15 protein-coding genes are annotated in these 12,867 nt (G+C 76.3%); 12 read left to right on the top strand and 3 right to left on the bottom strand.

Annotated features, from left to right (window positions below):
- Positions 1-93: 93 nt before the first annotated feature.
- The 12 genes from ACI78R_RS08090 to ACI78R_RS08035 all read left to right on the top strand — a co-directional run bounded on the left by ACI78R_RS08090 (position 94) and on the right by ACI78R_RS08035 (position 10,488).
- The gene (locus ACI78R_RS08090) at positions 94-1,239 is read left to right on the top strand and encodes an acyl-CoA dehydrogenase family protein (RefSeq protein ID WP_336031428.1); all 1,146 of its coding nucleotides are present in this window, start codon (positions 94-96) and stop codon (positions 1,237-1,239) included.
- 7 nt (positions 1,240-1,246) lie between these two features.
- A complete protein-coding gene (locus ACI78R_RS08085; RefSeq protein WP_457040304.1) occupies positions 1,247-2,503 on the top strand; it encodes an MFS transporter in 1,257 nt (418 codons plus the stop codon).
- 170 nt (positions 2,504-2,673) lie between these two features.
- Positions 2,674-3,135, top strand: coding sequence for a MarR family winged helix-turn-helix transcriptional regulator (locus tag ACI78R_RS08080; RefSeq protein WP_073420597.1), 462 nt, complete (start codon positions 2,674-2,676; stop codon positions 3,133-3,135).
- On the top strand, positions 3,132-3,773 hold the full coding sequence (locus tag ACI78R_RS08075) for a hypothetical protein (RefSeq protein WP_073420596.1): 642 nt from the start codon (positions 3,132-3,134) through the stop codon (positions 3,771-3,773). The genes ACI78R_RS08080 and ACI78R_RS08075 overlap by 4 nt, the downstream gene beginning before the upstream one ends.
- Before the next feature lie 9 nt (positions 3,774-3,782).
- Positions 3,783-3,977 carry a DUF3046 domain-containing protein gene (locus tag ACI78R_RS08070; RefSeq protein WP_073420595.1) on the top strand — a complete coding sequence of 65 codons (195 nt, stop codon included), beginning with the start codon at positions 3,783-3,785 and terminating at the stop codon, positions 3,975-3,977.
- Positions 3,978-4,085: 108 nt separating this feature from the next.
- Positions 4,086-5,009, top strand: a complete 924-nt coding sequence (locus ACI78R_RS08065) for an ATP-binding cassette domain-containing protein (RefSeq protein ID WP_457040303.1) — start codon at positions 4,086-4,088, stop codon at positions 5,007-5,009.
- Entirely contained in the window at positions 5,006-5,842 is an 837-nt protein-coding gene (locus ACI78R_RS08060; RefSeq protein WP_139252958.1) for an ABC transporter permease subunit, read from the top strand. The genes ACI78R_RS08065 and ACI78R_RS08060 overlap by 4 nt, the downstream gene beginning before the upstream one ends.
- A 38-nt stretch (positions 5,843-5,880) precedes the next feature.
- Positions 5,881-7,047: a sensor histidine kinase gene (locus tag ACI78R_RS08055; protein WP_457040302.1), complete on the top strand. Its 1,167-nt coding sequence runs from the start codon at positions 5,881-5,883 to the stop codon at positions 7,045-7,047.
- Positions 7,044-7,691: a response regulator gene (locus tag ACI78R_RS08050; protein ID WP_073420592.1), complete on the top strand. Its 648-nt coding sequence runs from the start codon at positions 7,044-7,046 to the stop codon at positions 7,689-7,691. The genes ACI78R_RS08055 and ACI78R_RS08050 overlap by 4 nt, the downstream gene beginning before the upstream one ends.
- Before the next feature lie 187 nt (positions 7,692-7,878).
- Entirely contained in the window at positions 7,879-8,910 is a 1,032-nt protein-coding gene (recA, locus tag ACI78R_RS08045; protein ID WP_073420591.1) for a recombinase RecA, read from the top strand.
- An 8-nt stretch (positions 8,911-8,918) separates the two neighbouring features.
- Positions 8,919-9,647: a regulatory protein RecX gene (locus tag ACI78R_RS08040; RefSeq protein WP_457040301.1), complete on the top strand. Its 729-nt coding sequence runs from the start codon at positions 8,919-8,921 to the stop codon at positions 9,645-9,647.
- Between the two features lie 151 nt (positions 9,648-9,798).
- The gene (locus tag ACI78R_RS08035) at positions 9,799-10,488 is read left to right on the top strand and encodes an MBL fold metallo-hydrolase (protein ID WP_457040300.1); all 690 of its coding nucleotides are present in this window, start codon (positions 9,799-9,801) and stop codon (positions 10,486-10,488) included.
- Positions 10,489-10,497: 9 nt separating this feature from the next.
- Here ACI78R_RS08035 and ACI78R_RS08030 read toward each other — a convergent pair whose 3' ends face one another.
- From ACI78R_RS08030 to ACI78R_RS08020, 3 genes are all read right to left on the bottom strand, one after another.
- On the bottom strand, positions 10,498-11,082 hold the full coding sequence (locus ACI78R_RS08030) for a hypothetical protein (RefSeq protein ID WP_457040299.1): 585 nt from the start codon (positions 11,080-11,082) through the stop codon (positions 10,498-10,500).
- Between the two features lie 144 nt (positions 11,083-11,226).
- Positions 11,227-12,129 (bottom strand): amino acid ABC transporter permease, encoded by a 903-nt coding sequence (locus ACI78R_RS08025; protein WP_073420588.1) that lies wholly within the window; start codon positions 12,127-12,129, stop codon positions 11,227-11,229.
- Entirely contained in the window at positions 12,126-12,776 is a 651-nt protein-coding gene (locus ACI78R_RS08020) for an amino acid ABC transporter permease (protein WP_073420587.1), read from the bottom strand. The genes ACI78R_RS08025 and ACI78R_RS08020 overlap by 4 nt, the downstream gene beginning before the upstream one ends.
- Between the last annotated feature and the right edge of the window lie 91 nt (positions 12,777-12,867).

Below are 12,867 nucleotides of genomic sequence, written 5' to 3'. Positions count from 1 at the left end.
TGTCCCCGCGGGTACGACAGTCCGCTGGCCTGCGCGTACGCCGCGGGCGGAGGGTCGCCCGGACGGAGGGTGGCGTGCGGCACACTGCCGGGCATGCGCTCCTCCCTCTACGAGGCCGACCACGAGGACTTCCGGCAGACGGTCCGCACGTGGCTGGAGAAGAACGTCGCCCCCTTCCACGGCCAGTGGGAGCGCGACGGGATCGTGCCGCGCGAGGTCTGGCTCTCCGGCGGGGAGCAGGGCCTGCTCGGCTTCGACGTCGACGAGCGGTACGGCGGCGGCGGGGTGCGCGACTTCCGCTACAACGCCGTCCTCGACGAGGAGGTCACCCGCATCGGCGCCAGCGGCCTCGGCTTCGGCCTGCACAACGACGTCGTCGCCCCCTACCTGCGCGACCTGTGCACCGAGGAGCAGGCGCAGCGCTGGCTGCCCGGCTTCTGCCGCGGCGAGCTGATCACCGCCATCGCGATGACCGAGCCCGGCACCGGAAGCGACCTGCAGGCCATCCGCACCACCGCCCGCCGCGACGGCGACGAGTGGGTGCTCAGCGGCGCCAAGACGTTCATCACCAACGGGATCAACGCCGACCTGGTGATCGTGGTGGCGCGCACCGACCCCGACGCCCCCGGCGCGAAGGGCACCAGCCTGCTCGTCGTCGAGCGCGGCATGCCCGGCTTCACCCGCGGCCGCAACCTGGACAAGGTGGGTCTCAAGGCGCAGGACACCGCCGAGCTGTTCTTCGACGAGGTCCGCGTCCCCGCCGCCAACCTGCTCGGCACCGAGAACCGCGGCTTCGCCCACCTCATGGAGAACCTGCCGCAGGAGCGGCTGTCGATCGCCGTCGGCGCGGTCGCCGCCTGCGAGACGGTGCTCGCGCAGACCCGCGAGTACGTGACCGGCCGGACGGCGTTCGGCCGGCCGGTCGGCAGCTTCCAGCACAGCCGCTTCGTGCTCGCCGAGCTCACCACCGAGACGACGATCGCGCGCACCTTCGTCGACGAGTGCGTCCGCCAGCTCGGCGCCGGGGAGCTGACCGCCGTCGACGCGGCGATGGCCAAATACTGGACGACCGAGCTGCAGAACAAGGTGGCCGACCGCTGCCTGCAGCTGCACGGCGGCTACGGCTACATGGACGAGTACCCGGTGTCCCGGGCCTGGCGCGACGCCCGCGTGCAGTCGATCTACGGCGGCACGAACGAGATCATGCGCGAGATCATCGGCCGGTCGCTGGGGCTGTGACGGGCCGGTGACGACGCAGCAGGCGGCGCCCGACGTCGCGCGGGTCCAGCGGCGCACCGTCGGCATCCTGTCGGGCGCCGTGGCACTCGCGGGCCTGGGCGTCACCGTCGGGATCACCATCGGCGGACTGCTCGCCCGGGAGGTCGCCGGCAGCGACGCCGCGGCCGGCCTCGGGCAGACCGCCGGCGTCCTCGGCGCCGCGGTGCTCGCCGTCCCGCTGGCCCGGCTCTCCGACCGGGCCGGCCGGCGCGCGGGGCTCGCCGCCGGCTACGCCGTCGCCGTCGCCGGTGCGCTGGTCACCGTGCTCGCCGCGGCGCTGTCGTCGCTGCCCCTGCTGCTCGCCGGGCTGTTCGCCTTCGGCGCCTCCACCGCGTGCGGCCTGCAGGCGCGCTACGCCGCCGCCGACCTCGCGACGCCGGAGCGCCGCGGCCGCGACCTGTCGCTGGTGGTCTGGGCGACGACGGTCGGCTCGGTCCTCGGCCCGAACCTCGCCGCGCCCGGCGCCGCGCTGGGGCGCGCGGTCGGCCTGCCGGAGCTCGGTGGCGGCTTCGTGGTGTCGGCGGTGGGGTTCGCCGTCGTCGCGGCGGTCCTGCTGGCCCTGCTGCGGCCCGACCCGCTGCTCCTGTCGCGGCGGCTGGCGGGCGGCGACGGCGCGCGGCCGGCCGGCAGCCGCGGGCGCACCCGGGCGGCGCTGCGGGAGGTGTGGGCCTCGGCCGACGGGCGGCTCGGCGTGGTCGCCGTCGTCGTGGCCCACTCCGTGATGGTCGGCGTCATGGTCATGACGCCGGTGCACATGGGGCACGCCGGCGGGCACGACGACGCGACGACGCTGCGCCTCGTCGGCGTGGTGATCAGCGTGCACGTGGCCGGGATGTACCTGTTCTCCCCGCTCGTCGGCTGGCTCGCCGACAAGGCCGGCCGCCGGGCGACCGTGGCCGCGGGCGGGGTCCTGCTGCTGGCCGCCGCGGCGATCGCGGGCACCGCCCCGCCGGAGGCCGCGGGCCGCCTCGGCGTCGGGCTGCTGCTGCTCGGCCTCGGCTGGTCCTGCGGGCTGATCGCGGGCTCCACGCTGGTCACCGAGTCGGTGCCCGCGGCCACGCGGCCCGCCGCGCAGGGCGGCACGGACCTGCTCATGGGGCTCGGCGCCGCCGTCGCGGGGGCGGCCGGCGGGCCGCTGCTGGCGGCCGGCGGCTTCGGCCTGGTGGCCGGCGTCTCGGCGGCCCTGGTGCTGCCGCTGGCCCTGGTCTGGGCGCTGCGCCGCTGACTCCTCAGCGGCCGCGCATCCCGCGCCAGAGCAGCACCAGCGACACGAGCATGCACAGCGCGATGCCGATCTCCAGGACGGTGTCCCAGGTGGCGGAGCCGGTGGTGGGGAACACGGCCTCACCCTAGTCCTGCTATCGTGAAGCAACTTCATGGTGTAGGGGGCTCACGATGCCGGACGACGCCCGGGTGGCCGCGCTCGACCGGGTGCTGGAGCTGACCGTCCTGCTCGGCCGGGACATGACGGCCTCGCTGGCCGCCTCCGGCCTGACGGTGGCCCGCACGACGCTGCTGTGGCACCTGCGCGCCGCCGGCCCGAGCACCCAGCGCGCACTGGCCGACGCGCTCGGGGTCAGCGCCCGCAACGTCACCGGCCTGGTCGACGGGCTGGCCGCCGCCGGCCTGGTCACCCGCGAGCCCCACCCCGACGACCGCCGGGCCACCCTCGTCACGCCCACCGCGCGCGGGCGGGAGCTGCTCGACGAGCTCGGGCGCGGGCAGGCCGAGCTCGCCGGCCAGCTGTTCGGCGGGCTGCCGCCCGACCGGCTCGACGCGCTGGTGTCCGCCCTCGACGACGTCCTGGAGCGGCTGCGGCCGCTGGTCCCGGGCAGCGCCGCGGAGGAGACCCCGTGAGCGCCGCGGGGCTCGTGCGCCGCGCCGTCGCCTTCGAGCTCGGCACCTGGCGCAGCCTCGGGCGCTGGGTGGCGCGCCGGCCAGACGTCCCGGCCGGCGCGGAGGCGTTCGGCTACGTCTCGGCCGCCTCGCCGGTGCTGTGGACCTTCGTCGTCCTGTCGGCCGTCGAGATCCCGCTGGTCGACTGGTTGCTGCCGTGGCCCGCGGCGCGCGTGGCGCTGCTCGTCGTCGGCGTCTACGGGCTGCTGTGGATGCTCGGCATGCTCGGGGGGATGCACGTCCACCCGCACACCGTCGACGACGAGGGGCTGCGCGTGCGCAACAGCTTCGCCGTGGACGTGCGGGTGCCGTGGGAGGCGATCGCGGCGGTCCGGGTGCGGCGGCGCTCGGTGGAGGGCTCGCGCACCGTCGTCGTCGCCGAGGAGGGCGGGCGGCGGGCGGTGTCGGTCGCCGTCGTCGCCTCCACCCAGGTCGACGTCGAGCTGCGGACGCCGCTGGTGCTGCCGCTCGCGCGCACCGGTGGGCGGCCGGTCGACGAGCTGCGCCTGGCCGCCGACGACCCGGCCGCGCTCGTGCGGCGGCTCCGGGCGGGCCTGGCCGGGCACGCGGCCGCCACCCCCGACGCGGACGCGCGCTAGCGTCGGGGCGTGCGCCTGCAGGAGTTCTGGTCCCGGCTCGACGAGCGGTTCGGGTCGATGCGGGCGCAGAGCGTGGCGCGTGACCACGTCTTCTCCGTCCTCGGCGGGCGCACCGCCGTCGAGGCGCTCGAGGCCGGGCTGCCGGTGCGCCGCGTGTGGCTGGCCATCTGCGAGGAGTTCGACGTGCCCCTCAAGGAGCGCTGAGCCCGCTCCCGGAGGGGCGGCCGTACTCCGCGCGGAGTACGCGGCGCCCGGCAGGTGCGTCCCGGCGGCGGACGCGCTGGGTGCCCCGCCGTCCCTAGCGTCGACGGCGTGATCGAGATCCGTGGACTGACCAAGCGCTACGGCGACCGCACCGCCGTCGACGACCTGACCCTCACCGTCCACCCGGGCCGTGTCACCGGCTTCCTCGGGCCCAACGGGGCAGGCAAGTCGACGACGATGCGGGTCGTCGTCGGCCTCGACCGGCCGACCGCCGGCACCGTCCGGGTGGACGGCCGCCGCTACGCCGACCTCGCCGTCCCGCTGCGCGCCGTCGGGGCCCTCCTGGAGGCCCGCTCCGCGCATCCGGGGCGCACCGCCCGGGACCACCTGCGGGTCCTCGCGTCCACCGCCGGGCTGCCGCGCTCGCGCGTGGACACGGTCCTCGAGCTCGCCGGCCTGACGCCGGTCGCCGACCGCCGCGTCGGTGGCTTCTCCCTGGGCCTGGGCCAGCGCCTCGGCGTCGCGACGGCGCTGCTGGGCGACCCCGCCACCGTCGTGCTGGACGAGCCGGTCAACGGCCTGGACCCCGACGGGGTCCTGTGGATCCGGACGCTGACGCGGCAGCTGGCCGCCGAGGGCCGGACGGTCCTCGTCTCCTCGCACCTGATGAGCGAGATGGCCGTGACCGCCGACCACCTCGTCGTCCTCGGCCGCGGCCGGCTCGTGGCCGACGAGCCGACGGCCGCGGTCCTCCGGCGGGCCGGGACCCGGTCGGTGCGGGTGCGCAGCCCCCGCCCCGACGACCTCGTGGGCGTCCTCGCCGGTGACGGCGTGAGCCTGGCCTCGCCCGAGCGGGGACTGCTGGAGGTCCAGGGGCTGGGCGCGGACGAGATCGGCGACCGCGCCCTGCGCGCCGGCATCCCGGTGCACGAGCTGACCCCCGTGTCGGCCTCGCTCGAGGAGGCCTTCATGGACCTGACCCGCGACGACCGGGAGTACCGCACCGACCTGCGGCAGGAGGCCCTGACGTGAGCGACCGGACCAGCACCCGCGTCCTCGACGCACCCGGCGCGGGCCGCGCGCCCCGGGGGCCCGCCGGCGGCGGTCCGGGCGGCCTGGTCGCCGGCCAGTGGGCCGCCGTCCGGTCCCTGCGCACCACCTGGTGGGTGCTCGGCGGGGCGTCCGTCGCGATGGTGCTGCTCTCCCTGCTGTTCACCGCGACCGCGGGAGCCGGGGACCAGGGCGGGCCGCCCGGCCTGGACCCCGCCGACCCCGTCGGGCTGAGCCTGGGTGGCTACAACCTGGCGGCCCTGGCGGTGGGGGTGCTGGGGGTCCTGCTGGTCACCGGCGAGTACACCAGCGGCACGGTGCGGGTCCTCTTCGCGGCGGTGCCCCGCCGGTGGCCGGTGCTCCTGGCCCGTTCCGGCGTCCTCGCCGTGGTCACCGTGGTCGCGACCTCGCTCGCCGCGCTGGCGGCGTTCCTCGTCGGGCAGGCCGCGCTCGGCGACACCGGGGTCTCGCTCGCCGACGACGGCGTGGCCCGGGCGGTGCTCGGCGCCGGCCTGTACGTGACGGCGATCGGGGTGCTCGGCACCGCGCTCGGGTGGCTGCTGCGTTCGACCGGAGGGGCGGTCGGCACGTTGTTCGGCGTCGTCTTCCTGCTCCCGGTGCTGGGCGGCCTGCTGCCCTCGAGCTGGGGGCCCGACGTGGTGCGGTGGCTGCCGGGGCAGGCCGGCGCGAGCATCGTGCAGGTCGCGACCGGCCCCGGCGAGTTCGCCCCGTGGACGGGGTTCGGGGTGCTCTGCGGCTACCTGGCGGTCCTGCTCGCAGCGGCGGTCGTCACGGTGCGGCGACGCGACGCGTGACTTCCGGACCGGGAGGCGCGGGCGGCAGCATGTCGTCCGTGCGGCGGGTGGGCGGGTCGGTGGTGTGGTCGGTGGGGCCCGTGGTGGCCGGTGCCGTCCTCGCCATCGGCCCGCTGGTGCGCTTCGGTGGCCCGACCGCGGCGGAGGTCGCCGTGACCGCCCTGGCCTGGGCGCCCGCGGTCGCCCGCGCGCGGGCGCCCTTCGCCGCCTTCCTCGCCTCTGCCGCCGTCGTGGTCGGCTGGTGGGTGCTGCACGGGCTGGAGGCCCGGGCGCTGCTCCCGGCCGGGGTGGCGGTGTGGTGGCTGCTGGTCTGGGTCGCCGACCGGTGCGATCCGCGGCGCGTCGCCACGGCGCTCGGGGTCTGCCTGGTGGTGCCGCTGACCCTCGGTGCAGCAGCCCTGACCGGCCCTGGTGACGGTGCCGCCGTGGTGCCGCTGGTCGCGGTGACCGTGACGGCGGCCGTCGTCGGGCGTGACCGGCGGACCAGGCGGGCCTACCTGGTGGCGCTGCAGGACCGCGCGGAGCGCGCCGAACGGGAGCGCGACGCGCGCGCCCGGGTCGCGGTCATGGAGGAGCGCGCGCGGATCGCCCGCGAGCTCCACGACGTCGTCGCGCACAACCTCTCGGTGATGACGGCGCTGGCCGACGGCGCCGGGTACGCGCAGGACGGCGAGCAGGCCGCCCGGGCGGTGCGGCAGATCGCCACGACCGGACGCGAGGCGCTGGCGGAGATGCACCGACTCGTCGGCGTGCTGCGCACCGACGACGACGGCCCGGGGCGTGCGCCGGCGCCCGGTCTCGACGGACTCCCCGCGGTCGTCGAGCAGGTCCGGGCTGCCGGGCTCCCGACCTCGCTCACGGTGACCGGCCGGCCGGCCCCGCTCGTGGCCGGCGCCCAGCTCGCCGTCCACCGTCTCGTGCAGGAGGCGCTCACGAACACCCTGCGGCACGCGCGCGGGGCGCGATCGGCCGCCGTGCGCCTGGACTGGCGCGCGGGCGAGCTCGCCGTCGAGGTGACCGACGAGGGCGGGCCCGCCGTCCTGCCGGAGCGGCCCGGGCACGGGCTGGTCGGCATGCGGGAGCGCGTCGCGGCGTGGGACGGCACCGTCGTGGCCGGCCCGCGTCCGGAGGGTGGCTGGCGCGTCGCCGCGGTCCTCCCGCTCGCCGTGGTCGGCGCCGAGGGTGCCGGGACGGCGGCGCCGTGAGCACCCGCGTGCTGCTCGTCGACGACGAACCGCTGGTCCGGCTCGGCTTCTCGATGGTGCTGCAGGCCCAGGACGACCTCGTCCTGGTCGGGGAGGCCGGGGACGGCGCCCGGGCCGTCTCGCTGACGCGTGAGCTGCGGCCGGACGTCGTCGTGATGGACGTCCGCATGCCCGGTGTCGACGGCGTCGAGGCGACCCGGCGCATCGTCGCCGAGGGGCTGTCCAGCCGGGTGCTGGTGCTGACCACCTTCGACCTGGACGAGTACGCGTTCGCCGCGCTGCGGGCCGGCGCGAGCGCGTTCCTCCTCAAGAACGCCGAGCCCGCGGAGCTCCTCCGGGCGGTGCGGGCGGTGGCCCGCGGCGACGCGGTGCTCTCCCCGCGGGTCACCCGGCGGCTGCTCGAGACGCTGGCGCACCGGCTGCCCGCGGTCACGCCGCCCGACCCGCGCGTCGCCCTGCTCACCGAGCGCGAGCTCGAGGTGCTCAGGGCGGTCGCCCGCGGGGAGTCGAACGCCGAGATCGCCGGCGTGCTGGTGCTGTCGGAACTGACGGTCAAGACGCACGTGGCCCGCATCCTGGGCAAACTGGGTCTACGCGACCGCACGCAGGCCGCGGTCTTCGCGCACACGCACGGTCTGGTGTGAGGGACCTGGCGTCCTCCGCGTGTCGCTCGACTCGAACACGTGTTCGTCCTACAGTGGCGGGCGCGTCCACAGGGAGGTCGTCCCTCCACAGGTCCGGTCGGTCCCCGGAAATGTCAGACCCCCGGCCTAGCGTCGCCTCCGACACCGCATCGACTCCACGACACGCGACTTCCCGAAGGTGAGCAGCATGGCAACGCTCGACCGCGACAAGGCCCTCGACATGGCCCTCGCCCAGATCGACAAGCAGTTCGGCAAGGGCTCGGTCATGCGCCTGGGCGACAGCGCCGCCCAGGCGATCAAGGTCATCCCGACCGGCTCGATCGCCCTCGACATCGCCCTGGGCATCGGCGGTCTGCCGCGCGGCCGCGTCATCGAGGTCTACGGCCCGGAGGCCTCCGGTAAGACCACCGTCGCCCTGCACGCGGTGGCCAACGCCCAGGCCGCCGGCGGCATCGCGGCCTTCATCGACGCCGAGCACGCGCTCGACCCCGAGTACGCCCGGGCCATCGGCGTCGACACCGACGCGCTGCTGGTCAGCCAGCCCGACACCGGTGAGCAGGCGCTCGAGATCGCCGACATGCTGATCCGCTCCGGCGCGCTCGACATCATCGTCATCGACTCCGTGGCGGCCCTCGTCCCCCGCGCCGAGATCGAGGGCGAGATGGGTGACAGCCACGTCGGTCTGCAGGCCCGCCTCATGAGCCAGGCGCTGCGGAAGATCACCGGTGCGCTGAACAACTCCGGCACCACCGCGATCTTCATCAACCAGCTGCGCGAGAAGGTCGGCATCGTCTACGGCTCGCCCGAGGTCACCACCGGTGGCCGCGCGCTGAAGTTCTACTCGTCGGTCCGCCTCGACGTGCGCCGCATCGAGACCCTCAAGCAGGGCACCGACGCCGTCGGCAGCCGGGTCCGGGTGAAGGTCGTCAAGAACAAGGTCGCCGCCCCGTTCAAGCAGGCCGAGCTCGACCTGCTGTGGGGCCACGGCTTCAGCCGCGAGGGCGGCCTGATCGACGCCGGCGTCGAGCAGGGCTTCATCCGCAAGTCCGGCGCCTGGTACACGTACGAGGGCGACCAGCTCGGCCAGGGCAAGGAGAACGTCCGCACGTTCCTCCGCGACAACCCCGACCTCGCCGACGAGATCGAGAAGAAGGTCAAGGAGAAGCTGGGCATCGGCCCGCAGGTCGACGCACCGGCCGCCGAGACCGCCGACTTCTGAGCCGCCCCGTGACCGGCTGGCCCGGCCCGGCCTCCGAGGAGGCCGACCCCGAGCTGACCGGCCGCCCCGGCGGCCGGCGCGGACGCCGGACCCGTGCACCGGGTCCCGGTGACCGTGCCGGCCGCGGGCGGCGGCGCGCCGGGCCGTCCCCTGACCCGGACGGCCCGGCCGCCGCCTTCCCCGGCCAGGACTCCGGCCTCCCCGAGGGCGCGGTGGACGGGGACCCGGCCGACGAGGCCGGCGATCCCGAGTCCGTCGCCCGCGCCATCTGCCTGCGGGCGCTCACCGGTGCCGCCCGTACGCGGCAGCAGCTCGCCGACCTCCTCGAGCGGCGCGGCATCCCGGAGGAGGCGGCCACCGCCGTCCTCGACCGGTTCACGGAGGTCGGGCTGATCGACGACGCCGCCTTCGCCCGGGCCTGGGTCACCTCCCGCCAGGCCGGCCGCGGCCTCGCCCGCCGCGCCCTGCGCGCCGAGCTGCGCGCCAAGGGCGTCGACGGCGAGGAGGCCGAGCAGGCCCTCGCCGAGGTCGACGACGACGACGAGCGGGCCGCCGCCCGCCACCTGGTCGAGCGGCGGCTGCCCGCGCTGCGCCGCGTCGACCGGCAGACCGCCACCCGCCGGCTGATCGGCATGCTCGCCCGCAAGGGCTACAACGGCGGGCTGGCCGCCGGCGTCGTCCGCGAGGTGATGGACGAGACCGGCTTCGGCACCGAGGCCCCCGACGCCGACGGCTGAGACACCGAGGACGCCTGACCCGCGCCGCCCGAGCCCGCGCCGCCTGCGGTGCCACTCGCGCTGTCCACCGCCCTGCACGACCCGCGCAGGCCTGTCCGCCCCGCGCGGACGACACGCGGGGCTCCGGGCCCGGCGGGCCTAGCGTTCCGGCATGGGCGTGTCCGAGGTGGTCCCCGGCCTGCACCTGCTCCCGCTCGGCATCAGCAACGCCTACCTGTGGCGCCACGACGGCGGCGTCACGCTGGTCGACACCGGCCCGGCCGGCAGCGCGCCCGCCATCGCCGAGGCGCTCGGCGCCCTCGGCCTGCGCCGCGAGGACGTCCGCCGCGTCGTGCTCACCCACTTCCACGACGACCACGTCGGCTCGGCCGCTGCGGTGCGCGCCTGGGGCCGCGCGCCGGTGGTCGCCGGCGCGGCCGACGTCCCGGTCATCCGCCGCGACCGGCCCGGCCCCGAGCCGGTGCTCACCCCCGGCGAGCGCGCCCTGCACGCCCGCGTGTCGACGGGGCTGCCGCGGGCGCCGGCCTGCCGGGCGGCCACACCGGTCGCCGACGGGGCCGACCTCGGCGGCGGCGCCGTGGCGGTGGCCGTGCCCGGGCACACGCCCGGCAGCCTCGCGGTGCACCTGCCCGCGGCCGGTGTGCTGATCACCGGCGACACGGTCGCCGAGCACGAGGGCGGGCTGGTCCTCGGGCCGTTCAACGCCGACCGGGCGCGTGCCTGGGACTCGCTGCAGCGCCTGGCCGGGCTGGAGGCCGACGTCGTCTGTCCCGGCCACGGGCAGCCGGTCGCCGGGGGAGCGTCCGCGGCCCTGCGCGCGGCCACCGACCCCTTCGGCTGAGCGGTCCGGTCAGCCGGCGACCGGGATCCCCCTCACCTGGGTCGGCAGCCCGGCACCGGGGGTCACGGCCGGCATGGCGACCGTGGGGAGCGTCGTCACCGGCGGCACGACCGGGGAGACGGCGGGCGCCCCGGGGACGGAGGCCGGGGGCAGCGCGGGAGCGGCGGCCGGCGGCGTCCAGGCCGTCAGGTCGATCGCCACGCCGTCGGGCGACTCGTCGTCGTCGACCAGGCCCGCGTCCTCCTCGGCGGGCGCGGCGGCCAGCCAGCGCGCGATCTGCTCCTCGAACGCCGGGCCGGGCCGCGGCGAGGGGCGGTCCACCGTGCCGACGAAGGTCAGGTCGCGCTCACCGCCGTCGGCGGCCCGCAGCACGATGCGGCAGCGCGCCCGCCGGTGCCGCGCCGGCGGCACCACCTCGCGGACGACCGCGGACTCCGCCAGCGCGGCCTCCGCGAAGCGCGGCGCCGCGGCACGGAGCCGGTTCACGAACTCCTGCGCGGCGTCGGCCTGCCCCTCGGGGACGCGCACCAGGGACGGCAGCGGCGGCACGACGGGGCGGAGAGCGGTGTCCACGCCGTCTCTCTCGGCAGCCACGCCCCGGAGCCGGACGACACACGGGGCCGTCGCGGACCGCGGGACGCGCGGGACACCGCGTGACCGTCCGGTGACCGCCGCATCCGCCCCGCCCGGCCCACCGGCCACCCGGGGCGCACGCACCCCGCGGCCCGCCGGCGCCGGTCAGGGCGTCGCGGCCACCCCGCTGCCGCCGCCCATCTGCGCGTCGGCCGGCAGCTCGACCTGCCCGGTGCCCGCCGTCTTGCGGTTGCGGCGGGTGCGCTTCTCCACGTACTTCGCCAGCTGCGAGAGCAGCACGTTGACGACGATGTAGATCAGCCCGGCCGCCACGTAGAGCTGGAAGGTGTAGCGGTTGCCGAAGCTGAAGTTGAAGAACTCGACCAGGCTGCGCGCGGTCCGCAGCAGCTCCAGGTAGCTCACGATGAAGCCGAGCGAGCTGTCCTTGAGCAGGACGACCAGCTGCGCCACCAGCACCGGCAGCATCCGGCGGACCGCCTGCGGCAGCAGGACGAGCGTCATCACCTGGGTCTTGCGCATGCCGAGGGCGAAGGCGGCCTCGCGCTGCCCGCGGTCGACCGACAGGATGCCGGCCCGGAAGATCTCGGCCAGCACGGCCATGTTGTAGAGCGTCAGCCCCAGCACCAGCGCCCGGAAGGCGGTCATCGGGACGCCGACGGTCGGCAGGAACAACAGGCAGAACAGGATGAGGATCAGCAGCGGCACGGCGCGGAAGAGCTCGATGACCACGCCCACCGGACCGCGCACCCACGCGTGGTCCGACAGCCGCCCCACGGCCAGCAGCGCGCCGAACACCGTCGCGAGCACCATGCCCACCGCGGCCACGCTCAGGGTGTTGAGCAGCCCCTCCCCGAGCGCCTGCGGCACCCCCGACGCCGGGTCGAACAGCACCGCCCAGCGGTCGGCCTCGAGCTGGCCGTTGGCGCCCAGGCGGTAGAGCGCCAGCCCGATCAGCGCCGCGATGAGCAGCGCGCCGACGACGGTGCCGATGCGCTGCCGGCGGCGGGCGCGCGGCCCGGGCAGGTCGAACAGGACGTTGGTGCTCATCGGACGATCGCCACCCGGTTCTCGACCACCCGGATGAGCCAGGCGGAGGGCAGTGTGATGACCAGGTAGCCGGCGACGACGGCGGCGAAGACGGCCAGCAGTTGATCGGCGTTGGCGTTGGCCAGGCGCTGCAGCGCCGCGGTCAGGTCGGTGACGGCGAACCCGGCGGCGATCGAGGTGTTCTTGGCCAGCGCGATCCACACGTTGCCCAGCGGCGGCACGACGGTGCGGAACGCCTGCGGCAGCACGATCTGGCGCAGCGACTGCCCGAACGTCAGCCCGAGCGCGCGGGCGGCCTCGGCCTGCCCGGACGGGACGGCGTTGATGCCCGAGCGCAGCGCCTCGCAGACGAACGCCGCGGTGTAGAGCGACAGGGCGGCGACGGCGGTGATGAAGCGGCTCGGGAACTGCAGGTCGATCTGCACGATGCCGAAGGCGAGGAAGAAGAACACCACCGTCAGCGGGGTGTTGCGGAAGACCTCGACGTAGAACGTGGCCAGGCCGCGCAGCGGCGCGATCGGGCTGACCCGCATGCCGGCCAGCACGGTGCCGAGCACCAGGGCGCACACGCCGCTGACCACGGCCAGCGAGAGCGTCGTCAGGAACGCGCTCCACAGCAGGTCGGCGTTGTCACTCAGGAACTGCATCGCGCCTCGTCGTCAGGGGGAGGTCGTCAGGGGAGGTCGCCAGGGAGAGCTGGTCGGGGCCCGTCGTCCGGGCGCGAGCCGGTGCCGCCGG

The sequence above is a fragment of the Geodermatophilus sp. SYSU D01106 genome (genome assembly GCF_054049995.1).
The sequence above is the reverse complement of the archived record's forward strand: the minus strand, read 5'-3'. Positions and strand labels throughout refer to the sequence as shown.